This is a genomic window from Streptomyces sp. NPDC019531, assembly GCF_044903305.1.
GTDB lineage: Bacteria > Actinomycetota > Actinomycetes > Streptomycetales > Streptomycetaceae > Streptomyces.
On record NZ_JBJDQL010000037.1, the window covers coordinates 22,356 to 46,173 of the forward strand.

24 protein-coding genes are annotated in these 23,818 nt (G+C 71.7%); 12 read left to right on the forward strand and 12 right to left on the reverse strand.

Annotated features, from left to right (window positions below; all coding sequences use genetic code 11):
• Positions 1-109: 109 nt before the first annotated feature.
• A complete protein-coding gene (locus ACI2L1_RS33110) occupies positions 110-1,981 on the forward strand; it encodes an FUSC family protein (protein WP_404743164.1) in 1,872 nt (623 codons plus the stop codon).
• A 3-nt stretch (positions 1,982-1,984) separates the two neighbouring features.
• On the opposite strand, the gene ACI2L1_RS33115 is transcribed toward ACI2L1_RS33110, so the two are convergent.
• A complete protein-coding gene (locus ACI2L1_RS33115) occupies positions 1,985-2,932 on the reverse strand; it encodes an endonuclease/exonuclease/phosphatase family protein (RefSeq protein ID WP_404743103.1) in 948 nt (315 codons plus the stop codon).
• A gap of 151 nt (positions 2,933-3,083) precedes the next feature.
• Here ACI2L1_RS33115 and ACI2L1_RS33120 point away from each other — a divergent pair, with 151 nt between their 5' ends.
• The 4 genes from ACI2L1_RS33120 (at position 3,084) to ACI2L1_RS33135 (ending at position 6,777) form a co-directional block, all read left to right on the forward strand.
• Positions 3,084-4,436 (forward strand): amidohydrolase, encoded by a 1,353-nt coding sequence (locus ACI2L1_RS33120; protein WP_404743104.1) that lies wholly within the window; start codon positions 3,084-3,086, stop codon positions 4,434-4,436.
• 35 nt (positions 4,437-4,471) lie between these two features.
• Entirely contained in the window at positions 4,472-5,662 is a 1,191-nt protein-coding gene (locus tag ACI2L1_RS33125; RefSeq protein WP_404743105.1) for a cytochrome P450, read from the forward strand.
• A gap of 66 nt (positions 5,663-5,728) precedes the next feature.
• Positions 5,729-6,418, forward strand: coding sequence for a DUF899 domain-containing protein (locus ACI2L1_RS33130; RefSeq protein WP_404743106.1), 690 nt, complete (start codon positions 5,729-5,731; stop codon positions 6,416-6,418).
• A gap of 173 nt (positions 6,419-6,591) precedes the next feature.
• Positions 6,592-6,777, forward strand: coding sequence for a hypothetical protein (locus ACI2L1_RS33135; protein WP_404743107.1), 186 nt, complete (start codon positions 6,592-6,594; stop codon positions 6,775-6,777).
• 2 nt (positions 6,778-6,779) lie between these two features.
• On the opposite strand, the gene ACI2L1_RS33140 is transcribed toward ACI2L1_RS33135, so the two are convergent.
• From ACI2L1_RS33140 to ACI2L1_RS33150, 3 genes are all read right to left on the reverse strand, one after another.
• Entirely contained in the window at positions 6,780-8,642 is a 1,863-nt protein-coding gene (locus ACI2L1_RS33140) for an ABC transporter ATP-binding protein (RefSeq protein WP_404743165.1), read from the reverse strand.
• A 287-nt stretch (positions 8,643-8,929) separates the two neighbouring features.
• On the reverse strand, positions 8,930-9,376 hold the full coding sequence (locus ACI2L1_RS33145) for a hypothetical protein (RefSeq protein WP_404743108.1): 447 nt from the start codon (positions 9,374-9,376) through the stop codon (positions 8,930-8,932).
• Positions 9,367-10,029: an ATP-binding protein gene (locus tag ACI2L1_RS33150; protein WP_404743109.1), complete on the reverse strand. Its 663-nt coding sequence runs from the start codon at positions 10,027-10,029 to the stop codon at positions 9,367-9,369. Before ACI2L1_RS33150 ends, ACI2L1_RS33145 begins: the two co-directional genes overlap by 10 nt.
• A gap of 269 nt (positions 10,030-10,298) precedes the next feature.
• Between ACI2L1_RS33150 and ACI2L1_RS33155 the strand changes: the two genes are divergently transcribed.
• From ACI2L1_RS33155 to ACI2L1_RS33165, 3 genes are read left to right on the forward strand one after another with little or no spacing between them, the layout of a single operon-like run.
• Complete coding sequence (locus tag ACI2L1_RS33155) at positions 10,299-11,159, forward strand: helix-turn-helix transcriptional regulator (protein ID WP_404743110.1); 861 nt, start codon at positions 10,299-10,301, stop codon at positions 11,157-11,159.
• Positions 11,160-11,414 carry a DUF397 domain-containing protein gene (locus ACI2L1_RS33160; protein ID WP_123760041.1) on the forward strand — a complete coding sequence of 85 codons (255 nt, stop codon included), beginning with the start codon at positions 11,160-11,162 and terminating at the stop codon, positions 11,412-11,414.
• Between the two features lie 31 nt (positions 11,415-11,445).
• The gene (locus ACI2L1_RS33165) at positions 11,446-12,234 is read left to right on the forward strand and encodes an SAM-dependent methyltransferase (RefSeq protein ID WP_404743111.1); all 789 of its coding nucleotides are present in this window, start codon (positions 11,446-11,448) and stop codon (positions 12,232-12,234) included.
• 19 nt (positions 12,235-12,253) lie between these two features.
• On the opposite strand, the gene ACI2L1_RS33170 is transcribed toward ACI2L1_RS33165, so the two are convergent.
• Both ACI2L1_RS33170 and ACI2L1_RS33175 read right to left on the reverse strand, forming a co-directional pair.
• A complete protein-coding gene (locus tag ACI2L1_RS33170) occupies positions 12,254-12,403 on the reverse strand; it encodes a hypothetical protein (protein ID WP_404743112.1) in 150 nt (49 codons plus the stop codon).
• Positions 12,404-12,913: 510 nt separating this feature from the next.
• On the reverse strand, positions 12,914-14,356 hold the full coding sequence (locus ACI2L1_RS33175) for a PLP-dependent aminotransferase family protein (RefSeq protein WP_404743113.1): 1,443 nt from the start codon (positions 14,354-14,356) through the stop codon (positions 12,914-12,916).
• 45 nt (positions 14,357-14,401) lie between these two features.
• Here ACI2L1_RS33175 and ACI2L1_RS33180 point away from each other — a divergent pair, with 45 nt between their 5' ends.
• Positions 14,402-14,878, forward strand: coding sequence for a carboxymuconolactone decarboxylase family protein (locus tag ACI2L1_RS33180; protein ID WP_404743114.1), 477 nt, complete (start codon positions 14,402-14,404; stop codon positions 14,876-14,878).
• Between the two features lie 112 nt (positions 14,879-14,990).
• Here the strand turns inward: ACI2L1_RS33180 and ACI2L1_RS33185 are convergent, their stop codons facing one another.
• The 3 genes from ACI2L1_RS33185 to ACI2L1_RS33195 form a co-directional block, all read right to left on the reverse strand.
• Positions 14,991-16,478, reverse strand: a complete 1,488-nt coding sequence (locus ACI2L1_RS33185; protein ID WP_404743115.1) for a glutamate synthase subunit beta — start codon at positions 16,476-16,478, stop codon at positions 14,991-14,993.
• A 178-nt stretch (positions 16,479-16,656) separates the two neighbouring features.
• A complete protein-coding gene (locus ACI2L1_RS33190) occupies positions 16,657-17,136 on the reverse strand; it encodes a DUF1772 domain-containing protein (protein ID WP_404743116.1) in 480 nt (159 codons plus the stop codon).
• A gap of 183 nt (positions 17,137-17,319) precedes the next feature.
• Positions 17,320-18,018: a DUF2293 domain-containing protein gene (locus tag ACI2L1_RS33195; RefSeq protein ID WP_404743117.1), complete on the reverse strand. Its 699-nt coding sequence runs from the start codon at positions 18,016-18,018 to the stop codon at positions 17,320-17,322.
• A gap of 113 nt (positions 18,019-18,131) precedes the next feature.
• Here ACI2L1_RS33195 and ACI2L1_RS33200 point away from each other — a divergent pair, with 113 nt between their 5' ends.
• Positions 18,132-18,764, forward strand: coding sequence for a uridine kinase (locus tag ACI2L1_RS33200; protein WP_404743118.1), 633 nt, complete (start codon positions 18,132-18,134; stop codon positions 18,762-18,764).
• Positions 18,765-18,924: 160 nt separating this feature from the next.
• Positions 18,925-19,356, forward strand: a complete 432-nt coding sequence (locus tag ACI2L1_RS33205) for a CBS domain-containing protein (protein ID WP_404743119.1) — start codon at positions 18,925-18,927, stop codon at positions 19,354-19,356.
• Positions 19,357-19,378: 22 nt separating this feature from the next.
• Here the strand turns inward: ACI2L1_RS33205 and ACI2L1_RS33210 are convergent, their stop codons facing one another.
• On the reverse strand, positions 19,379-20,506 hold the full coding sequence (locus tag ACI2L1_RS33210) for a magnesium and cobalt transport protein CorA (RefSeq protein WP_404743120.1): 1,128 nt from the start codon (positions 20,504-20,506) through the stop codon (positions 19,379-19,381).
• A gap of 245 nt (positions 20,507-20,751) precedes the next feature.
• On the opposite strand from ACI2L1_RS33210, the gene ACI2L1_RS33215 reads away from it, so the two are divergent.
• Positions 20,752-21,546, forward strand: a complete 795-nt coding sequence (locus ACI2L1_RS33215; RefSeq protein ID WP_404743121.1) for a class I SAM-dependent methyltransferase — start codon at positions 20,752-20,754, stop codon at positions 21,544-21,546.
• Positions 21,547-21,920: 374 nt separating this feature from the next.
• Here ACI2L1_RS33215 and ACI2L1_RS33220 read toward each other — a convergent pair whose 3' ends face one another.
• Together ACI2L1_RS33220 and ACI2L1_RS33225 are read right to left on the reverse strand one after the other, a co-directional pair.
• Positions 21,921-22,859 (reverse strand): carbohydrate kinase family protein, encoded by a 939-nt coding sequence (locus ACI2L1_RS33220; protein WP_404743122.1) that lies wholly within the window; start codon positions 22,857-22,859, stop codon positions 21,921-21,923.
• Positions 22,856-23,764, reverse strand: a complete 909-nt coding sequence (locus ACI2L1_RS33225) for a pseudouridine-5'-phosphate glycosidase (RefSeq protein WP_404743123.1) — start codon at positions 23,762-23,764, stop codon at positions 22,856-22,858. Before ACI2L1_RS33225 ends, ACI2L1_RS33220 begins: the two co-directional genes overlap by 4 nt.
• Positions 23,765-23,818 lie beyond the last annotated feature (54 nt).

Here is a 23,818-nt window from a genome sequence, read left to right on the forward strand (position 1 = left end):
ACGCGACCTACCGTAAAGACCACAGCCCACCGCCCGGCCACCGTCGCCCGAAGGCACACCCCCGCCTCCCCCCGACGACAGGAGCCCCGTGTCCCGCCCCGCCGTACGGATGCACCTACCGCCCTGGCTCGCCCACGCTCTCCGTGCACAGCGTGGGCCGATCCCCTGGAACGCGGTCGTGCGGGGGGTGCTGTCCGCCGGGCCGCTGCTGTTGGTCGCGGTGATCGCCGGGCGGACCTCGCTCGGGGTCGTCGCCGCCGTCGCCGCCATGCTCGCCGGGATCAACGACCGGCCCGGGAGCCGGCGGGTCGCCGTCAAGCGGATCGGGGTGCCGGCGCTCGCGGGGGCGGTCGGGATGGTCGTCGGGACGTATGCGGGGGAGTTCATGGGGGCGGTGGCCCTCACGGTCCTCCTCACCCTCGTCGGGCTGGTCGCCGGCGGCATCAGTGCCGTCGGGCCCGTGGCCTCCGGGGCCGGAACGCAACTGCTCGTCGCTTCCGCGATCGGGGCCGGGATGCCCCTGCCGGAGGAAGGGTGGCTGCGGGCCGTCGGCTATCTCGGCGGGGCCTGCTGGCTGCTCGCCCTGCGGCTGGTGCTGCCCACGCCCGGGGCCATCGCCGGGGACTTCCGGTTCGACGGGGAACGGGCGGCCGTCGCCCGGGTGTACGACGCCGTCGCCGACCTGCTCGACGCGGCGGGCGGCGAGCAGGCCACCGCGCGTCGCGTCGCGCTCACCGCCGCCCTCGACCACGCCCAGGACGCGCTCACCGGGCCCCGGCTGCGGCGGTACGCCAGCTCCTCCGCCGAGCGGCGGCTGCACGCGCAGTACGCCGCCGCGCTCCCCCTCGCCGAGGCCGCGACCGCGCTCGCCTGGGCGGAGGAAGCGGTGCCAGGGCGGGCCTCCGCGGGGCCCCGACGGCTCGCCGTCGCCGTACGGGAGAACACGCACACCGGGCCGTTGCCCGCGCCCACCCGGTCGGCTCCCGCGCTGCGGGCGCTCGATGACGCGTTGTTGCGGGCCGCCGAGGCCTTCGACCGGGGCCGGGGCGGGGATCTGCACACCCGTCGGCTCACCGTGCGGGATCTGCTGCGGTCCGTCCTCGGCGCCGGCGGGCGGGAGTACGGGCTGCGGGTCGCCCTCTGCTTCGGGGCCAGCGTCGCCGTGGCGCAGGCGCTGCACCACTCCCGCTGGTACGGCGAGCACGAGCACTGGTACTGGCTGCCCGCCACCGCCGTCTTCCTCGTCAAGCCCGACCTCGGGCCACTCGTCTCCAGGGTGCTGTGCCGGGCGGCGGGGACCGTGCTGGGTGCGCTGGTCTTCGCCGGGTTCGCGCTCGTGCTGCCGCGGCCCGAGGGGCTCATCGCGCTCGTCACCGTCTGCGGGGCGCTCATCCCCGTGGCCACCCGGCACTTCGCCGCGCAGACCGCCGTCGTCACGGTCCTCGTCCTGGCGCTCGTGATGGTCGGCGGCGAGCCGCAGGCCTCCGCAGGCCGGATCACCGAGACCCTCCTCGCCTGCGCGATCGTGCTCATCGTGGGCCATCTGCCGATGCCGGGGCAGCGGGGCGGGGGAGTACGGGCGCGGGTGGCCGCGGCGGGCCGGGCGGCGGAGGCGTACCTCGCGCATGTCCTGCGGGAGGCCGACCTGCGGGGCGCCGACGCGGAGGAAGCCCGGCCCCTCCGCTGGACCCTCCGTCGCGAGGCCTACCGCGCGCTCGCCGAGGCCCGTACCGCCATCGCCCTCGCCGCCGCCGAACTCCCCGCGCTCGCCCGGCACTCGGAGGGCGCCGACGAGATCGTCGCCGTGCTCGAACAACTCGTGGACACGACCACCGCGTGTGCCGTCCACCTCGACGACTCGGGCCGGCTCACCCCCGGACACATCCAGCGGCTCACCGAACTCCTCGGTGAGATCAGCCGACTTGACGAGGGACGGGGGCGCGTCGGGGTCAAGGTGGCCGAACTGCCCCTCGCCGGTTAGGAGTCACACGCGCACCCACACCGGTGCGTGGTCCGAACCCGCCGCGTCCCGCCGTGCCGCCGGATCCGGCCCCAGCGACGGCAACCGCATCGCGCCCTCGCCCGGCAGCCCCGTCCCCGCCTCCCGCACCCGGTGCACCAGGCGGTGGCTGCACAGGAGATGGTCGATCAGTTCGCGGCGCCCGGAGTTGACGCGGGAGAAGCGCTCCTCGGCGGGGATCAACGGGGCCGTGTCCCACAGCCGGCCCGCGTCCCCCTTGTCGGGCATCTTGTAGCCGGACGTGCCGATCTCCGAACCGGGCGGGCCGAGCAGTATCTGGGTGGTCGCGGCCTGCACCTCGTCGTTCAGGTCGCCCAGCACCAGCACGTCCCGCTCACGCCCGTCGCCGTCCAGCAGTTCGTCGGCCAGCGCCCTGAGCGCCGTCGCCTCCGCGGTCCGGCGGTTCAGCGCGTACGCCCCGTAACGCGCCCGTTCGCCCTCGTCGCGCGGCTGGAAGCGACCGCCCGGGTACGACAGCAGCTTCGACTTGAGGTGGGCCACCGCCACCCGCACCGGACCGAGGTCGGTCTCCGCCTCCACCGCCAGGAACCCGCGGCCCGACTCCGCGACCGTGGTGCCCTCGTCGTCCACCTGCACGGGACGCAGCTTCGGCGGGAACACGGTGGTGTCGGCCAGCACCTCGAACGACGTACGGGATATCACGCCCACCCGTATGCCCCTGCTGTCCGGGTGCCGCGAGGTCGCGATGGTCCAGCCACTGCCCAGGAGGTCGACCAGATCCCGCAGTGCCTCCGGCTCGCCGACCTCCTGCACGGCCAGCAGCGTCGGGTCGAGCGCGGTGATCGCGTCGGCGAGAGCGGCGAGCTTCGCCTCGTAGGCGGCCTTGTCCCTGGGGCCGGACGGGCCTCCGGGACGGTACAGGTTCTCCAGGTTCCAGGTGCCGAGGAGCATGCCGGGCTCCCTTCAGAAGCCGGGTCCGTGCGATGTCGGACCTCGCGTGCCGTGAGGCCAGGGTGCCCGGTCGGCGGGGAACGCGACAGAGCCCTGACGGGATGCGCGGTTCGGCTCCCGCGCCGCGCGTACGACGTCGTACGTTGTCGTGATGACCGACTCTCCCGCCGAGCTCATCATCACCGGATGCACCGTCCTCGTGCACGACGAACAGGAACGGATCGGGTTCGAGGAGGACGCAGCCGTCGTCGTACGGGGCGGGGCCGTGGAGTCGGTGACGAGCGCCGACGCCGTACGGGACCTGCCCGCCGTCGAACGGATCGACGCCCGCGGCCAGGTCGCAATGCCGGGGCTCGTCAACTGCCACACCCACGCGCCCATGGTCACGCTGCGCGGGGTCGCCGAGGACCTGCCCACCGAGGAGTGGTTCAACGACGTCGTCTGGCCCATCGAGTCCAACCTCACGGAGCGGGACGTGGAGTTGGGGGCGCGGCTGGCCTGCGCCGAGATGATCCGGGGCGGGGTCACCTGCTTCGCCGACCACTACTTCTCGATGGACGCCGTCGCCGCGGTCGTCGAGGAGTGCGGGATCCGGGCGCATCTCGGCGAGGCCTACTTCTCCTCACAAGGGCCCCAAGGGCGGGAGAAATCACTGGAGTTCGCACTACGGCACCGCGGCGGCGCCGGGGGCCGCATCACCACGACCCTCGCCCCGCACGCGCCCTACACGGTCGACGACACCGACCTCGCCGCCACCGCGTCGCTCGCCCTCGAACACGGGCTCCCCGTCCACCTCCACGCCTCCGAGAACCGCGACCAGGCCGAGGCGAGTCTCGCCCGGTACGGCGTCACCCCCATCGAGGTGCTGCGGCGCACCGGGATCCTCGACACGGACGTCCTGATCGCGCACGGCTCGGGCATCCTCGACCGGGACCTGCCGCTGCTCTCACGTGCCCTTGGCCGTACGGCGGTTGCGACCGCGCCCCGCGGCTACCTCAAGTTCGCCTGGCCCACCACCACACCCGTCCGCGCCCTGCACGACATCGGCATCCCCGTCGGACTCGCCACGGACGGCGCCGCCTCCAACAACTCCCTCGACGTATGGGAGTCGATGGCGCTCACCGCCCTCATCCAGAAGTCCACGACCGGCGACCCACGATGGCTGACATCCCGTCAAGCACTGCACCACGCAAGCCTGCAGAGCGCGCGAGCGGTCGGTCTCGGTGACGCCGTCGGCACCATCGCCCCGGGCCGGCGGGCCGACATCATCCTCGTCGACCTCAACGGCCCGCACACCCAGCCCGTCCACGACCTCGCCGCCACCCTCGTCCACAGCGCCCGCTCCTCCGACGTCCGCACCACGATCGTCGACGGCCGTGTCCTGATGCGGGACCGCGAGCTGCTGACCCTCGATGTGGCCGGAGTCGTACGGGAGTTGGGGGAGCGGATGCCGGCGCTCCTGGACCGGAGCCATGGCAAACGGGTCCAGGACTACGACACCTGAGAGCCACCTCCGGCGGAGCGCCTAGGCTGATGCCCATGGACCCCGCCGACGGCCTCCTCGACCACCCCTACGACGTGTACCGGCGTCTGCGTGACACCGCCCCGGTGCACCGGATCGCCGGACCCGACGGGACGCCCGCCTGGATCGTCACGCGGTACGACGACGTGCGGGCGGCTCTCGCCGATCCGCGGCTGTCGTTGGACAAGAGGCATGCCACGGCGGGGACGTACAAGGGGTTCTCCCTGCCGGCCGCTCTCGACGCCAACCTCCTCAACATGGATCCGCCGGACCACAGCAGGATCCGGCGGCTGGTCGGCAAGGCCTTCACACCGCGTCGGGTCGAGCAGCTCCGTGAGCCGATCCGGCGCACCGCCGACCGGCTCCTCGACGGGCTCGGCGACCACGGCACGACCGACCTGATCGCCTCCTACGCCGCACCCCTGCCCATCACCGTCATCTGCGACCTGCTCGGCATCCCGGACCAGCACCGGCTCGACTTCCGGGTGTGGACCGACACCCTCGTCGCCCCGGACCCGTCGGCAGGACCCGGGGTCGCCAAGGAGGCGGTCGTGGCGATGCTCGGCTTCTTCACCCGGCTCCTCGCCGAGAAGCGCCGGGATCCCGCGGACGACCTGCTCTCCGATCTGATCGCAGTGCGCGACGAGGGCGACCGGCTCAGCGAGGACGAGCTGATGTCGCTGGCCTTCCTCATCCTCTTCGCGGGATACGAGAACACCGTGCAGTTGATCGGAAACGCGGTGCTGGCCCTGTTCCAACACCCCGAGCAGCTCACCGCCCTGCGTGCGGACCCGGCGCAACTGCCCTGCGCCGTCGAGGAGTTCCTCCGCTACGAAGGCCCCGCCCTGCTCGCCCTCCGGCGCTTCCCCGTCGAGGACGTCACCATCGGCGGGGTCACCGTGCCCGCCGGCGAGACGGTCTGGGTGTCCCCGTCCGCCGCCAACCGCGACCCGGCCCGCTTCCCCGAACCCGACCGCCTCGACCTCGGCCGCGACACCTCAGGTCACCTCTCCCTCGGCCACGGCATCCACTACTGCCTGGGCGCCCCACTGGCCCGCGCCGAGACCGAGATCGCCCTGGCGGCGCTGCTGGAGCGGTTCCCGGATCTCTCGCTGGCGGAGTCCGAGTCCACGCCGAGATGGCGCAACTCCCTGCGCGCCCGCGGGCTGCTCGCGCTGCAGGTGTCGTACGGAAGAAATCTCCCCTGACAGCGATGAGTTCTGCTCCTCCCGACGGTCACCACCCCGAACGGACCGTTGTACAGGAGGGATCCCATGCCGCTTCCGGAGATCGTCTCGTGGGACGAATGGCGCGCGGCGCGCGAGGAGTTGCTGGTCAGGGAGAAGGCGGCCACGCGTGCGCGGGACGCGCTCAACGCCGACCGGCGCCGACTGCCGATGGTCGAGGTCGAGGAGGAGTACGTCTTCGAGGGCGGCGACGGGAAGGCCACCCTGCTCGACCTCTTCGAGGGGCGCGGCCAACTCGTCGTGTACCACTTCATGTTCGCGCCCGAGTGGGACGCGGGCTGCCGCAGCTGCTCCGCCTTCCTGGACCAGGTCGGGCACCTGGCCCATCTGAAGGCACGGGGTACGACGTTCGCGGCCGTGTCGAGAGCGCCGTACACGAAGATCCTGCCGTTCAAGGCGCGGATGGGTTGGGCCGTGCCCTGGTACTCGTCGTACGGAAGCGACTTCAACCACGACTTCGAGGTCACCCTGGAGATCGACGGGGAGCCGGCCGAGCGGCCCGGCGTCAGCTGTTTCCTGCGCGACCGCGACCGGGTCTTCCACACCTACTCGACCTTTGAACGCGGCCTCGACGGGCTCGGCTCGACCACCAGCTTCCTCGATCTCACCGCGCTGGGTCGGCAGGAGGAGTGGGAGGAACCCAAGGGGCGTGCGTCGGCTCTCGGGGCGCCTGCGGGGAGCGCGCGGATCCGTTATCACGATGAGTACGAGAACTGACACATAAAGCAACCGAAGTGACCGCTAAGTAACCGGACTCTCACGCTTCGCGCTGAACGCGTGTCAACTACGTCTCAGTCCGGCAACTCAGCGAGGCGTTTTGGCCCCGGAAGGCGTTAACTCCTACAAGTGCTCCTACGGGTGAGTACAACGCTTTCTGGAGGTGCAGGGTGGTGAACGGGCGAACAGTGCTCGAACGCTTTCCCGCTGGCGGGCCGCGAGGATCGTGGCCGGCGGAGGAGTTCGCGCAGGCGAGGCGTCTTGAAGGGCTGCCGGCTGAGGTCGTCATGGACCTCGCGACGGACATGTTCCTGGTGATCGTCCGTGGTGGAGAGGCCGCCGTCGACGCTGTCGCGTGAGGTCAGCCCGCCTCCTTGGCGGGCACCTTCGCCGTGAACTGCCGTGCCTGGAGCGAGTACAGCTCCGCGTAGACACCGCCGGAGGCCAGGAGCTCGTCGGGCGTGCCCGACTCCACGAGCCGGCCCTGCTCCAGCACATGCACCAGATCGGCGTGGCGTACGGACGCCAGCCGGTGGGTGATCAGGATGACCGTCTGGCCGGTGCCGGCCAGGGCCCGGATCTTCTCGAAGACCTCCAGCTCGGCCCGCGCGTCCAGAGCGGCCGTCGGCTCGTCCACGATCAGGATGCGGCCGCGCCGGTAGGCGGCCCGGGCGATGCCGAGCCGCTGCCACTGCCCGCCGGACAGTTCGTGGCCGCCGCTGAAATTGCGGGCCAGCAGGGTGTCCAGGCCGCGGGGCAGATCGGCCAGCACCTCTTCGGCCCCGGCCTCCGCGACCGCGCCGGACACCCGCTCGTCGGTGAGCGGCGCCGAGGAGCGGCCCACCGCCACGTTGACGCGGGCCGTGAACGGCCACCGCTTGAAGTCCTGGGCGACCATCGCGACCCGCTCCGCGAGCAGCCGCCGGTCCGCGTGTGCCGCGTCCACGTCGTCCCACAGGACCCGGCCCCGGCCCGGTGAGTACAGGCCGGCCAGCAGTTTCACCAGGGTGGTCTTGCCGGAGCCGTTCTCGCCGACCAGCGCGACGATCTTGCCGAGCGGCACGGTGAGCGTCACGTCGTCGAGCGCGGGGCGGGTCGCGTCACCCGGGTAGGTGAAGGTGACGTTCTCGAAGCGGATCTCGCGCGGATCGTCCGGCAGCACGGTCCCGCCCGCCGGGATCGCCCACTTGTCCGCCTCCTCGTAGAGCCGCTGGAGGTCGCCGACGAACAGGGCCTCCTCGTGCAGTGCGTTCATCTCGATGACCAGCGTGTTCAGGCTCTGAGAGCCGGTGCGGACGGCGATCACGGCCGTACCGGCCACCGACAGCGCCATCGCGCCCGCCAGCAGCAGCCCGCCCAGTGTCGCGTACGTCGCCACCGTGGCCAGGCCCGTCCAGGCCGCCGCGATCAGCCCGGTCCGGGCCGCGAGCCGGGCCAGCCGGGCCTGCTCCGTCTCCGCGGTCTCCGCCATCGCGCGATAGTGCCTGAGCAGGAACGGGCCCACCCCGTGGACCCGGATCTCCGGCGCCGCCTCCGGCTCGATCAGCAGGGCGCCGAGCAGCCGGCCCGCCCGCACATGCTGCACCCAGGTGTGGAAGGACTCGTACTGGCGGCGTGCGATGGTCAGCGCGCCCCAGCCGCTCGGGATCGTCATCGTGACCAGCAGCGGCAGCAGCGCCGGGTGCAGCACGGTCAGCACGCCGGCCGCCGCGATCAGCGAGATCATCGCGTTCACCACGCGCGTCGCGAACGAGATCATCCGGCGGGCCGAGGTGGCGCCGTACTGCGCGGTGTCCAGCAGCTTGTGGAAGGCATGGTCCTCGATCGCGGCCAGCTCCACGGTGGCCGCCCGCTCCAGATACCGCTCGGTGGCCACCCGCTCCACCTTGGGTTCGAGGCGTCCGGTGGCGTATGTGGACGCCGCCCGCAACAGAGCTCCCACGAGCAGGACGGCGGCCATCGTCACCAGCGCGGGCACGGCTCCCCGAAGCCGGTCCTCCAGCGCGCCCCCGCCGATCAGCCGCCCCAGCACACTGTTGACGGCGAGCAGACTCACGGCCTGCATGAGCCCCCGGCCGACCTCGGCGACCAGCACGATCCGCGCGGCCTGCCGGTCGGCCTGCCAGGCCAGTCGGAAGCTCCCCGACAGCAGCGACGGCAACCGGACGACCATGGCCCGGAACCCCAGCTCCAGAAACGCGTCGGAGTGCGAGTTCCACCCCATGTCGTACCGCAGCGGCCCCCCGAAGAGCAGCCGCTCCGACTCGGAGACACCGGGCTGCTCGGAGCCATGCCGTTTCCCCACCACTGACCTCCCCCGATCGTGGACGGGGCAACTATGGCGGGGCGGGCTGTATCGGGGGAGGGCGCAGAGAGAAGTGCGGTGAGAGCGCGGGCGCACACCTTGGAGTGCCGGGGCCGGTGACGTACCCAGGGGCGCGGGGCTGTATCGATATGCGGCTCCGCCGCGGGGGGCGACAATCCCCCACGGACCCGCACCCGAACGACGGCCTATCCGGCAGAACTGACGGGCCGCGACCAACTAGGAGTAGTCCCCGTAAGCCGGCACAACGCCAAGTACAACGGTATCGGCGGTGTGTACGGCAACGTCCCCTCACCCCGACGCACAAGAGACGGCACCACCGGGGCGTCCGGAACAACCGCCCCGGTGGCGTACTGGGCGGGCGCGGGCCAGTCGAGCGCGTAGTCGGAGTCGGCGGGAACGAGCCACCACCAGTGTGTGTCATCGGCGTACACACACCCCACCCGCGGCAGCCGAGGCGCCAGCTGCTGCCCCAGCAGCGCCGGCATCCCCACCGCGTCGCAACCCAGCGGCACCCTCATCCCCTCCGGCACGGCCAGCCTGCGCGGCGTCCCCGGCGCGGCCAGCCCGCGTCTGAGGCGGACCAGCGTGTCCAGGGTCAGCACCTGACCGCCGGACCCGCTCCTCACGCCCATGGGCCGGAGTCCTCCGTCCCGTGATCGCGCGCTTCCCCCTCGGGCACCGCTCTGTGATGCTCCTCCGCCTCGTCCCCCTGGCCGGGCCCCCCGGAGGGAACCGGCTTCGGGCGGGCCCCCCAGCCCAGGTCGTTGCGCGGGCCGGTGTCCTTACGGGGCTCGTCCGCCTTGCGCGGCAGCTCCGCCCAGACAAGCAGACCGGGGCCGTGCTCATGGGCGCCCCAGGAGTGGCAGAGAGCATCGACGAGAAGCAGTCCCCTCCCGTGCTCCTCCTCGCCACGCTGCGGCGACGGATGGGGCTCACCCGGCGCGCAGCCCTCGTCGCGTACGGCTATTCGCACCAGGTCGTCGTCGTCGTGCAGCTCGCAGACCACGCGGCGGCTCGCGGTGTGCACGATGGCGTTGGTGACCAGCTCGGAGACCACCAGGGCGGCCGAGTCGCAGATGTCCTCGCAGACCGACCAGTGGGTCAGCCTGGCCCTCGTCAGACGTCTGGCCTGCGCCGGAGAACCCGGATGCGCGGCCAGCTCGAAACGGAACCGGCGCCGGAAAGCAGCCCCTTCGGGGGTCACTCCCACGGCGTCACCGAAGCCCCGGGGGCGGCCTACGGCGGCGTCTGTTCCTAAGGGCGGGGACGGAATCACGCTTGCCACTATCGCCCCGTCGTGAACACTTGGCAAGTGTCACTCTGAAAAATGCAGAGTGCTGTGTGGCGCGGTGAGACGCCGTGGCACACTGCTCGCAACAGCATCTTGAGCGGCGCCAGTTGGGATCGCCGAAGATCCGTACGTATCCGTGTTCGTATCCGTACAGATCTTCGAATTAGGTCTTCGAATGGCGCCGCAGGCCTGTCAGCATGCTGGTGGCTGTGACGCCCGTGCCCGACCTGTGACGCCCGTACATGACTTCGTGGAGGTGGAGCGTGAGCGAACCGCGGTCCGCGCCGACGGTCGGCCAGGTGGTCCTCGGTCGGCGCCTGCTGGACCTGCGGGAACGCGCCGGGCTCAAGCGTGAGGAAGCCGCCCGCATCCTCCGTGTCGCCCCTGCCACCGTCCGCCGTATGGAGATGGCCGAGGTCGGACTCAAGATTCCGTACCTCCAGCTCCTGCTGAAGGCCTACGGCGTCTCCGACCAGGAGGCCGAGGACTTCGTCCAGCTCGCCGAGGACGCCAACCGCCCCGGCTGGTGGCAGCGCTTCCACGACGTGCTGCCGGGCTGGTTCTCGATGCACGTCAGCCTGGAGGGCGCGGCCGCGCTCATCCGCGAGTACGAGCCGCACTTCGTGCCCGGTCTGCTCCAGACCGAGGACTACGCGCGTGGCGTCCTGCGCTCCGGTGCCATCGGCCAGACCAGCCCCGAGGACATCGAGCGCCATGTCGCCCTGCGCATGGAACGCCAGGGACTGCTCACCCGTCAGGACGCGCCCCGACTGTGGGTCGTCATGGACGAGACCGTGCTGCGCCGCCCCGCCGGCGGCCCGGAGGTGATGCGTGCGCAGATCGACAAACTGCTTGAGGCGACGAAGCTGCCCAACGTGACGCTGCAGGTCGCCCCGTTCGCCAACGGGCCGCACCCCGGCACCTACGGGCCCTTCGTGCTCTTCCGATTTGCCGTGCCCGAACTTCCGGACATGGTCTACAGCGAGTACCTGACCGGCGCGATCTATCTGGACGCGCGCGTCGAGGTGGCGACCCACCTCGAGGTCATGGACCGCATGGCGGCGCAGGCCGCTACAGCACATCGCACGAAGGAGATCCTCCGGGATCTCCGCAAGGAGCTGTGAATGAACCGCATCAAGCCGCGCATACCCGTCTACAACGGCATGCCCGCCCGGGAGCTGGGGAGCGAAGGCTGGCACAAGCCGTGGAGCGGCGGCAACGGCGGCAACTGCCTGGAGGCGATGAAGCTCGCCGACGGCCGGATCGCCGTCCGTCAGTCCACCGATCCTGACGGACCGGCGCTGATCTACACCACCGACGAGATGACCGCGTTCATCGAGGGTGCCAAGGCGGGGGTGGCCGACTTCCTTCTCTCCTGACCTCAGTGCTGAATTGATGGGTAATCACTTAATGGTTGAGATTGACACCACCAAGCCCCACCCGGCGCGGATGTACGACTGGTACCTCGGAGGCAAGGACAACTACCCGATAGACGAGGCGATGGGGCGGCAGATGCTCGCCCTGGATCCGCGCGTACCGGTGATGGCCCAGGTCAACCGGGCCTTCATGCACCGCTCCACCCGCTGGCTCGCCCGCGCCGGCGTCCGTCAGTTCCTGGACGTCGGCACCGGCATCCCCACCGCACCCAACCTCCACCAGGTCGCCCAGGAGATCGCCCCGGAGGCCCGGGTCGTCTACTGCGACAACGACCCGATCGTCCTCGCCCACGCGGCCGCCCTGCTACGGGGCACGGACGAGGGTGTCACCGAGTACCTCCAGGCCGACGTCCGCGACCCGGACACCGTCCTGGAGGGAGCGCGCGAGATCCTGGACTTCTCCCGACCCATCGCCCTCTCGCTCATCGCCCTGCTGCACTTCGTCTCCGACGAGGACGGCGCGCACGACCTGGTCGGCCGACTGCTCGCCGAACTGCCCTCCGGCAGCTACCTGGTGGCCAGTCACGCCACGGCCGACTTCACCCCCGAGGAGTCGAAGGCAGCCACCGAGAAACTCAGGGCCGCGGGAGTCACCCTGGCCCTGCGCTCCCGCGCGGAGTTCGCCCGCTTCTTCGAAGGCCTGGAACTCGTCGAACCCGGCGTCGAGGTACCGCAGTCGTGGCACCCCGAACTGGGGGACCCAGTACCAGGCCAGGACGACGGGGTGATCCCGGGGTACGGGGCGGTGGGGCGCAAGCCTTGAAGGGTGCCCGTAACGGGCCTCAGAACCAGGACGCCATGCGTCGCGGAGCGTCCACCAGCCTGCTGACGGCCACCACCGGCAGCGGTGGCTGCTCCGCCTCGTTGGGGAGCACCGACAGACCGGCGCGGGCCGCGTGGGCGAGATTCGCGGCCTTGGAGCCCGCCGTCATGGGGCCGCGGCGACAGGCTGCTCCAGCGGGACGGCGTCCGGCGCGGTCCGGCCGCACACCTCGGCCGGGTCCGAGCGGACCGCGCCCCGACGGCCCTCCCCGTCGCGAGCGCCCTCTCCGTGACGTTCATCGAGCGTCGTCATCGAACGTCATCCAGGACCGACCGCCAACAGGAGGGACGCGCGGGGGTGGCCCTGCGCCTGACGGCGGAACGAAGGAGGGAGGGTGGGCCGCTGCCGACCCCCATGGGCGCGACGGCAGCTCGCCTCCTGTTCCGATGACCCCACCGCTGTTCTGATCGATGTAGCCCGTAAGCCGCTTTTCGGACAGATCGCGGGAGGAATCGGGAGTCCGTAGGAGAGCACGGACTCCGACTGGTCCCCGGGGAGCAGGCGTGCGCTCGTTCCTGGGCAGGAGCGGGCGGAGTGGCGGTTCATTCTGAGGCAGGGGCAGGGGCAGGGGCAGGGGGTGGGAGGCCGCGGTCCCTGCGGCGGCGTCGGCGCCGAAGTCCTACGCCTCACCCGGCGGCAGCGCCCCGCACAGGGCCTCCAGCGCCGCCCCGTACGCGTGCTCGGACGGTGTCGCGTACCCCACGACCAGACCGTCGTGGGCCGGCATGTCCTTGTCCGACGCGTCCGGGTGGCGGAACTCCGCCAGCCCGTCGAGAGCGACGCCCTGCCAGACCGCGGCCTTGACGGCAGACCGCTCGGTGCCGGGCGGTAGCCGTAGCACCGCGTGCAGCCCCGCAGCGACCCCGTCGACGCCGATGTGCGGCGCATGCTCGGCGAGTGCGGCGACGAGCCGGTCCCGGCGACTCCGGTACCGCTGCCGCATCCGCCGTACGTGACGGTCGTAGGACCCGGAGCCGATCAGGTCGGCGAGGGCCAGCTGGTCCAGGACGCTCGCCCAGGCCTCCCGTTCGCCCTTGGCCCGCAGCACGTCGCCGACGTACCGCTCCGGCAGCACCATCCACCCCAGCCGCACCGCGGGCGACAGGCTCTTGCTGGCCGAGCCGACGAGGATCACCCGCTCGGGATCGAGGCTCTGGAGGGCGCCGACGGGCTTGCGGTCGTAGCGGAACTCCCCGTCGTAGTCGTCTTCCAGCACCACCCCGCCACGCGCGCGTGCCCAGTCGACCACCATGGCCCGCCGCTCGGCGTGCAGCGGCCCGCCGGTGGGGAACTGGTGTGCGGGCGTGAGCAGTACGGCCCGCTCGCGGTCCAGCCGGTCGACGCGTGCGCCGCGCGCGTCGAGGGGAAGCGGCACGGTCCGTACGCCCTCGGCGGTGAGCAGCTCGCGGTGGAAGGGCAGCCCGTACGCCTCCACGGCCAGAGGGCCGCGCAGCACACCGCCTCCGAAGAGCAGACGCAGGGCGTGCGCGAACCCGGAGCAGACGATGATCCGGTCCGGCTCCGCCCGCACCCCTCGCACGCGTGCGAGGTATTCGGCGAGAGACGCTCTCAGTTCGGGGCGTCCGGCGGGGTCACCGGGCCCGAAGGCCTCGTTGGGGGCCTGCTGGAGGGCTCGGCGGTAGGAGGCAAGCCAGGCGGTTCGGGGGAAGGAGGAGGCGTCCGGGGTGCCCTGGCGGAGGTCGTGGCGGGGGGCACGCGCGCGTGGGGGCGTCTTGGGCGTCTTGGGCAACGGGGGTGCGGGTACGGCGGGGGCGAGCGGCTCGGTCCGCTCGGCGACCCGGGTCCCGGAGCCCTGGCGGGCGATCAGCCAGCCCTCCGCGACGAGTTCCGCGTAGGCGTCGGCCACCGTGTTGCGGGCGACGCCCAGGTCGGCGGCGAGCGAACGGTACGGCGGCAGCCTGGTGCCGGGGGCGAGTCGCCCACCGCGTACGGCGTCACGCAGCGCCTGGACCAGGGCGGCCCGCCTGCTCCCCGGCGCGGAGAGGTCCAGGTGCAGGTCGGCGCCGATCCGCTCCGCATGATTGACCCACGATTCCGCCATGGAAATGCACCCTACAGCCGGTCTTTCCGGTCATAGGTTGATCACATGACGACGCACACCAGCGTGACAGGTACGGCTCGAATGAACTTCGCGAAGGCCGCCCCCAAGGTCTTCCGCGCCCTCGTCGGCTTCGACGCGGCGGCCCGCGAGGGCCTGGACCCCACCCTCGTCGAACTGATCCAGATCCGCGCCTCCCATCTCAACCGCTGCGCGTACTGCCTCCACATGCACACCAACGACGCCCGCAAGGCCGGCGAGACCGAGGAACGCCTCCACATGGTCCCGGTCTGGCGAGAGGCCCGTCACTTCTTCACGGACAAGGAGCAGGCGGCCCTGGCCCTCACGGAGGCGGTGACCCTGGTGGCGGACGGTGGCGTCCCCGACGAGATCTACGGGGAGGCCGCGGCACACTTCGACGATCAGGAACTGGCCCACGTCCTGTCCCTGATCCTCACGATCAACACCTGGAACAGGGTGGCACTGTCGACGGGGAAGGTGGCGGGGACGGACGAGCGGGCCTGAGCGGGCCTCCTCTGCAGGGTCCCTTTCATTTGCCAGGCATCCTTCCGCCGACCACGACGACTCGACCCGGCGGTGCCGAACGCGCCGCAACCGCCGGGCCGTTCGCCACGCCCTACACCGTCATGGGCCTGTCGTACGGCCCGATGGGTGCAGGCAGCCGCGAACTCCCCGTCAGATACCGATCGACCGCCGCCGCGACCGCCCGCCCTTCCGCGATCGCCCACACGATCAACGACTGCCCCCGAGCCGCATCCCCCGCGGCGAACACCCCTGGCACATTCGTAGCGAACCCCCCATCCCGCGCGACCGTCCCCCGGGGCTCCATCTCCAGCCCCAACTGCTCCACCAGCCCGTCCCTCCGATCCGGCCCGGAGAACCCGAGCGCCAGCAGCACGAGGTCGGCGGGAAGCGTCCGTCCCGTCCCCACGACCGCCTGCCGCCCCGCATCGACCTCGACGAGATGCAGCGACCGCACCCGCCCACCAGCGTCCCCCTCGAACCGGAGCGTCGAGGCCGCGAACAACCGCGCATCCGCATCCGCCGCGGGCGCCGTCCCCAGATCCCGCGCCTCCTCGTGAGCCGCCGACAACCGATAGATCTTCGGATACGTCGGCCAGGGCTCGACATCCTCGTCCCGCTCACCACCCGGCTGCGCGTAGATGTCCAACTGGGTCACGGAAGCGGCCCCCTCACGCACCGCCGTCCCCAGACAGTCGGCCCCGGTGTCACCCCCACCGACGATGACGACATGCTTCCCGGCAGCCGACATCGGGGACACCTCCAGATCCCCCTCGCACACCCGGTTGGCCAACGGCAGATACTCCATGGCCTGCTGAACCCCGGCCAACTCCCGCCCCGGCACGTCCAGTTCACGCCACGCCGTGGCCCCGGTCGCGATCACCACGGCGTCGTACCGCGCCCGCAGCTCCGCCGCCCCCACATCCCGCCCGACCGCCGTGGACGTACGGAACTTCGTCCCCTCGGCCCGCATCTGCTCGATCCGCCGCTCAAGGTGGTGCTTCTCCATCTTGAACTCGGGGATGCCGTACCGCATGAGACCACCGAGCCGGTCGTCCTTCTCATACACCGCGACCGTATGCCCCGCCCGCGACAACTGCTGTGCCGCGGCGAGCCCGGTGGGCCCCGACCCGATCACCGCGACGGTCCGCCCGGACAACCGGTCCGGCGGCCGCGGCGGCGCGAACCCGAGCTCCCAGGCCTGGTCCGCGACGGCCACCTCGACGTTCTTGATGGTCACCGCCGGCTGGTTGATGGCGAGCACACACCCCGCCTCGCACGGCGCCGGGCACAACCGCCCGGTGAACTCGGGGAAGTTGTTCGTCGCGTGCAGCCGGTCGGCGGCCTGCCGCCAGTCCTCCCGCGATACCAGGTCGTTCCACTCGGGGATGAGATTCCCCAGCGGACAGGCCTCGTGGCAGAACGGTATGCCGCAGTCCATACAGCGGTCCGCCTGCTTGCTGACGATGGGCAGCAACGCCCCGGGGACGTACACCTCGTCCCAGTCCCGGACCCGCTCCTCGACCGGCCTGCGGGGCCAGTCCTGGCGAGGCGTGGTCATGAATCCCTTGGGATCGGCCATGGCCGTCTTCCTTGCTCGCGCTGGTGACGCTGACGCGTCCGACGTGGCCGTGCGTCATCGGGCGGCACTCCTGCGGAACTTCTTTCGGCCACGATACGACTCATCGACCGCTCCCGCAGGGTGCCGACGGACCATCGCGACAGCGCTTTCTCCCGTCCCCCGGCGGTGCGCACGACGCTCATGTGAGGGCCAGAACGTACGCCACCGCCGCCGCGCCCGAGGCGACCGCGCGAACGTGGTTCCACATCGTCCACTCGCGCACGTACGTAGGCCAGTACGCCGCCGCCTCCGGGGTGCCCGGGTCCAGTTTGAGCAGGGCGTCGTTGCGCGGCACGTTCGCCACCATCGTCAGCCCGAACGAGCCGAACAGATACAGCGCGCTGCCCACCAGCAACTCCACCGTCCCCTCGTCCGGCCACAGCACGAACGTCACCACCGCGATCACCGCGCACAGCACCGCCGAACCGGCGAACACGGCCATGAACGGCGGCCGCACCGCGCTCACGTTGATCGCGTTCATCGCGGCGACGCCCTGCGCGGGCGGCAGCGCGGCGAGCCCCCTCATCACAAAGGTCGAGAACGCGCAGAACACCCCGGCCACCAGCCCGGTACCGAGCACCCCCAGCACGACCAGCACGAAGAAAGGCCCATCGATCATCTCAACACCAGCTCCCGCATCCGGCCGAGCCCCCCGGCCCGGCACCGCCCGTCCCCACCACCGAATCCCGCGCCCACCCCTCACCACATGGCCCATCCGCGCAACCCCATACGCAAACGTCCACCGGCCTCTCCTCACGTTCTGCCGGGATCCCGTCCCCTCCCTCTCCCGGACCCGGCACCGTCAACCCGCCTCCACCTCCACCACACCCCGCCATTCCGCCAGCACCGCCTCCACGCCCCGCGAGATCCGCCGTCGGGCCTCATGCCGTGCCACCCCGCTCATCAGCAACGCGTCATACGGCGTATCCACATGCCGCACGGACGCCACCACCGCCGACACCACCGCCCCCTCCGACAACGCCCTCCCCGCAGCACTCCGCCCCACCCGCCCACTGCCCCGCACGGACGCATGCGAGGCGATGTCCCGGGCCCGGTCCACCGGGCACCCCGGAAACAGCCGTCGTATCTCCGCCGCGAAGGCCTCCGCGAACCGCACGTCCCCCGCCGCCCGCCGCCGGGCGTCCCGCACTCGGCGCCGCCGCCGCGCCTCCACGTCCGCCAGGCACCGCTCCTCAGCTCGCGCCAGCCCCGCCTCCTCCACGAGGACGCCCTGCCGCTCATAGCGCCCCTTGCGCCGGTTGAACCGCACGACGACAGCCGACAGCGCGCTCTCTTCCCGTGACCGACGCGTGAGCGCCGTGTCGCCGCGTGGCAGGAACACCAGGTGCCCGAGGTCGGCGCAGTCGAGACACCGCGGTGCCCCGCCCTCGACGACGAGCAGCGCCAACGGCCCGCCCCGGCACTCCGCACAGTGCCGTCTCCGCAACGGCTGGACGACCAGGGGTCCGCCACGGGCCGGGGGAGTCGCGAGGCCTGTCATGAAAGGTTCATTCCCCAGGCGCACCCACCACCGACACCCGCGCCCAAGAGTCGCAGCGAGACCTTGCGTGCGAGGGAACGCGTCCTGAGCGTCGGCTGACGCATCATGGCCATGTGCGACTCGAAGCGATCACCTGGGACCGGCTCGGTGACCAACTGGCCGACCGTCTTCTCGACCTGAAGTCGGCCGACGGCAGCCCCTGGCCCCGCGTCGCTGTCGACGGCGCCCCGGCGGCCCGCCCGGGCGACCTCGCCGAACGTGTCGGGGAGGCGCTGCGCATACGCGGTCGGCCTTCCCTCGTCGTCGGCATCCAGGGCTTCCTGCGCCCCGCCTCGCTCCGCCTGGAATACGGCCACCACGACCTGGAGGCCTACTACAACGGCTGGTTCGACACCGGAGCCCTCTGGCGCGAGGTCTTCGGCCCCCTCGAACCGGGCGGCGACGGCCGTGTCCTGCCCGACCTGTGGGACCCGGCCACCGACCGCGCCACCCGCAGTCCCTACGTCCATCTCCCGCCCGGCGGCGTCCTGTTGCTCCATGGCCCCCTCCTGCTGCGCCACTGGTTCCCCTTCGACCTGACCGTCCACGTACTCCTCTCCGACGGTGCCCTGCGCCGCCGTACCCCCGAGTCCGACCACTGGACCCTCCCCGCCTACGAGCGCTACACCGAGGAGACCGACCCGGCCGGCACGGCAGACGTCCTCGTCCGCGCCGACGACCCCCGCCACCCCGCATGGAGCCGCTGATCCCACCGCGCCGAGGAGTCGTGGCGACCCTGTTCGGGCCCGGCCGCCGTTACCGCTGGGTTCCGGGTGCGGACCCTCCACGGCGCGGCGAGAATGTAGGGCGCCGGGACTTGCGGTGCCGTCCGCGCCGCGCCGGCCGTCCGGCACCGGGAGGTACTCCATGACCACCGCCGGAGACATAATGCACCGGGGTGCCCAGTGGATCCCCGCCCACGAGACCCTCGACCGCGCCGCCCAGTTGATGCGTGAACTCGGCGTCGGAGCCCTGCCCATCAGCGACGCGAACGAACGGCTGTGCGGCATCCTCACCGACCGCGACATCGTCATCGGCTGTGTGGCCGTGGGCCACGACCCGGCCAAGGTCACCGCGGGCGAGATGGCCCAGGGCACACCCCGCTGGATCGACGCGAGCGCCGACGTCGGCGACGTCCTGCACGAGATGCAGGAGCACCAGATCCGCAGGCTTCCCGTCATCGAGAACAAGCGCCTGGTGGGCATGATCAGCGAGGCCGACCTGGCCCGGCACCTGACGGACGAACAGATCGCCGGATGGGCCGAGAGCGTCTACGCCCGCGCCTCCACCACCCACTGAACCGCCGTACGGACGGCCCCGGTCACAGCCAGCCGTTGCGCCGGAAGCCGCGGTACAGTACGCCGCACCCGACGGCTATCACGCCCATGACCAACGGGTAGCCGAACGTCCAGTGCAGCTCCGGCATGTGGTCGAAGTTCATGCCGTACACCCCGCAGACCATCGTCGGGACGGCGATCACCGCGGCCCAGGCCGTGATCTTCCGCATGTCCTCGTTCTGCGCGACCGTCACCTGCGCGAGGTGCGCCTGCAGGATCGAGTTGAGCAGTTCGTCGAACGCGGCGATCTGCTCCTTGGCGCGCAACAGATGGTCGGAGACATCGCGGAAGTACGCCTGTATCTGCGGGGCGATCACCTGGATCGGCCGTGTGGAGAGCTCTTCGAGCGGGCGGCTCAGCGGGACCACCGCCCGCTTCAGCTCCAGGAGCTCCCGCTTGAGCTGGTAGATGTGGCCCGCGTCGACCCGGGCGCCGTTCTCCGCGAACACCGCTGTCTCGACCAGGTCGATGTCCGACTGCATCGCGTCGGTGACGTTCAGATAGTCGTCGACGACATGGTCCGCGATCGCGTGCAGCACTGCGGCCGGCCCCTTGGCGAGCTGGCGGGGATCGGACTCCAGCTCCTCGCGCAACGGGCCCAGCGAGCCGTGGCTGCCATGCCGCACCGTGATCACGAAGTCCTGGCCGACGAACACCATGATCTCGCCGGTGTTGACCACCTCGCTCGTCGCCGTGAGCTCCTCGTGCTCCACGTAGCAGACCGTCTTGAACACCGCGAACAGGGTCTCGCCGTAGCGCTCCACCTTCGGGCGCTGATGGGCCTCCACCGCGTCCTCGACGGCCAGCGGATGCAGGTCGAAGAGGTCCGCGATGCCCTCGAACTCGTGGTTCGACGGCTCGTGGAGGCCGAGCCAGACGAAACCGTCACGGGTCTTCCGCAGGTGCTCCACCGTGTCGACCAGATCGCCGTCCGCGGGGACCCGGACACCGTCTTTGTACGTCACACAGTTGACCACCGAGGTGCCCAGCGGGGAGCGGGCATGGTGGCTCAGGTCGACGCGCGGGCGCCGCCGGGTCAGCCGGGCCACCTTGCGCAGGCCGCCGACCCTGCCCAGGCCCGTGACCTTGCGCAGATTCCCTGCCATGGACATCTGGATCTCCTTGCGTGGATCTCCCCGTTCGACGCGTTGCTGCGTCCTGGCGAGCCAGTGTGCCAGGCCGGCGTAAGCGCCGGGTGAGCCTGTGGACAGGGGACATTCCGTTTGGTTCCCGCCTGTGGACAACTCACTCGCGCTCACCTCGGCGCGGGTCTCCTCGCCGGACCAGTGTCGGCCATCTCGTCGTGGCGACCGCGTCGTCCGTTTCAGACAAGCCCGGCAACTGGGATCATCGCGGCATGACACGAAGCGACGGGTATCTCCTCGACAACAGGCAGTCGGAGGCGGCAGAACGTTTCGACGCCTTCGCCACCCTCTTCGACCCCACGACCTTCCGGCATCTCGAAGGATTCGGCATCGGCTCCGGCTGGCGCTGCTGGGAGGTCGGCGCCGGCGGCACCTCCGTGGTGTCCTGGCTGGCCAAGAAGGTCGGCCCCACCGGAAGGGTCGTCGCGACCGACATCGACACCACACGCCTGGCCGCTGCGGCCCGCCCGCCGGTGAACGTACGCGTCCACGACGTGAGTGCCGAGGAGCCGCCGGGTGAGGGCTTCGACCTGGTGCACGCCCGCCTCGTCCTCGTCCATGTGCCGGACCGTGAACGGGCGTTGCGGTCGATGATCAAGGCCCTGCGTCCCGGCGGACGGCTCCTGCTGGAGGACGCCGACCCCGCCCTGCAACCCCTGACCTGCCCCGACGAGTACGGTCCCGAGCAACAGCTGGCGAACCGGCTGCGTCAGGGCTTCCGCAGGCTGCTCGCCGACCGCGGCGCCGACCTCTCCTACGGCCGCACCCTCCCGCGACTGCTGCGCGAGGCGGGTCTGCGCCAGGTCGCGGCCGACGCGTACTTCCCTCTCGCCTCGCCGGCCTGTGCCGCCCTGGAGTCCGCTACGGTCCGCCAGATCCGCGACCAGCTCGTCACGGCGGGCCTCGCCACGGACGAGGACATCGACCAGCACCTCGCCAACGTCGCCACCGGCACCTTGGACCTGGCCACGGCCCCGCTGATCTCGGCGTGGGGGCGCAAGGCGTAGGAGGTAGGAAAAAAGAAAGAGGAGAGAGGCAGGAGAGGAGGGGAGCGGGAGTCGGGGAACCGGACGGCGGGTTGGTTTCCGGCGCGTGCCGAACGCGGTCGGGGTCGGGCCGTAGGCGGGTCACCGGCGGGTGCCGGGTCGTAGCGACGGGCAGCGAGGGCGTGCCGGGTCGTAGCGGAAGGGCAGTCGACGGTGTGCCGGGCCATGGCGGAAGGGCAGCCGTCGGTGTGCCGGGCCATGGCGGAAGGGCAGTCGACGGTGTGCCGGGCGGCGAGCGGCGCGGTGTCGGCGCATCGCCGGTGCCGTGTACGGCGAAGGGCGACCCCGGGGCCCGGCGAGGCGTGGGTTCGGCAACGGCGGCCGCCGACCCGCCGTCAGCCCGGCACCAGTGGCCTCCCGCCCACCCGCTCCACCGCCAGCGCACCCGCCCGGCATCCCTCCGCCGCCGCGTCCTCGGGCACGGCACCCGAGAGCAGGGCCGCGAGGAACGCGCCCGTGAACGCGTCGCCCGCCCCGGTGGTGTCCCGGGGCGTCGCCGCCACGGCGGGTACGCGGGCGCACACCGTGCCGGACCGGGCGATCAGTGCCCCCTCCGCGCCCTGTTTGGCGACCACCAGCGGGATGTGGCGGCTCAGCTTGGCCGCGGCGTCCGCCGCGTCGGGCAGCCCGGTGAGCAGACACGCCTCGTTCCGGCTCGGCAGCAGGACGTCCACCCCTTCGACCAGTGAGAGGAAACGGTCCACGCCCAGCGCTTGGAGGAAGCCCGCCGACGCCGGATCCAGGCTCACGGGCACGCCACGCGCGTGTGCCGACTCCAGGGCCACCGCCACCAGCGCACGGCTCGGCTCCGAGAACAGGAGATAGCCCGACAGATGGAGCCGGGCCACCCCGTCGAGCAGCGTGTCCGACCAGTCGTCCGGCGCCAGCCGCAGTGACGCCCCGCTGTCCGTGAGGAACGTCCGCTCGGCGGCCTCACCGGTGTCCACGAGGCAGATCACCGTCCCGGTCGGCGCCTCCGGATCGACGACGAGCCGCGACCGTACCCCGCACGCGGCCAGCTCCCGTTCGTGCCACGCTACGGCCTCCGCGCCCACCCGCCCGAGCAGCCGCACCTCCGTACCGCCATCGCGGGCGGCCCAGCAGGCCACGTTGGCCCCCGCGCCACCCGGCACTGTACGGATCGCCGCCGCCGTGTCCGTGCCTGCGGCGAGCGGCCCCCGGTGCCGGGCGACGACATCCGTGATGACGTCCCCGACCACCAGGAGGGCGCTGCCCCGATCCGCCGCGTCGGTACCGGGCCCGTCCGTCGTCACGCCCCGGCCCAGGCCGCCGCGATCCGCCCCGCCAGGCGAACGTTGCCGCGCACCGCCGCCAGGTTGGCGCTCAGGGAGGCGCCGTCGGTGTGCCTGACCAGATAGTCGAGCAGGAAGGGCGTGACCCCCTGCCCCGTGACCTCCGCCTCCTCGCACGCGTGCAGCGCTTCCGCGAGCACGCGCGCGTGCAGGCCGGGATCCAGCTGCTCGGCCTCGGGCACGGGGTTGGCGACGATCAGCGACGACTCGGGTGCGTGGAGCGCGTCCTGGGCCCGCATCACGGCCGCCACCTGCTCGGGGGAGTCCAGCCTCCAGCCCACGGGGTAACCGGAGTCGGAGAGATAGAAGCCGGGGAAGCGGTCCGTGCCGTAGCCGGCCACCGCGACGCCCAGGGTCTCCAGCCGCTGGAGCGTCGCGGGCACGTCCAGGATGGACTTCACCCCCGCGCACACCACGGTGATCCGTGTCCGCGCCAGCAGGCCGAGGTCGGCCGACTCGTCCTGCGTGACCGTCCACTCCCGGTGCACCCCGCCGAGCCCGCCCGTCGCGAACACCCGCACCCCGGCCAGCGCCGCCAGCTGCGCCGTCGCCGAGACCGTGGTCGCCCCGCTCGCCCCGGCGGCCACCGCGAGCGGCAGATCGCGATGGCCGAGCTTCCGGATCCCGTCCTCGTTCGCGACCCGCTCCAACTGCTCCTTGTCCAGGCCGACATGGGGCCGCCCGTCGAGCACGGCGATCGTCGCCGGTACGGCGCCCTCCTGGCGTACGACGCCCTCCAGCTCCAGCGCCACCTGCAGATTGCGCGGACGCGGCAGCCCGTGCGCGATGATCGTGGACTCCAGAGCCACCACGGGTCGACGCGCGTCGATCGCCTCGCGCACCTCTTCGGACACCATCAGCACCACGGGCCTGCCTCCTGTCGTTCGGTCTTCCCTCATCTCTGGCGGACAGTACGTCCG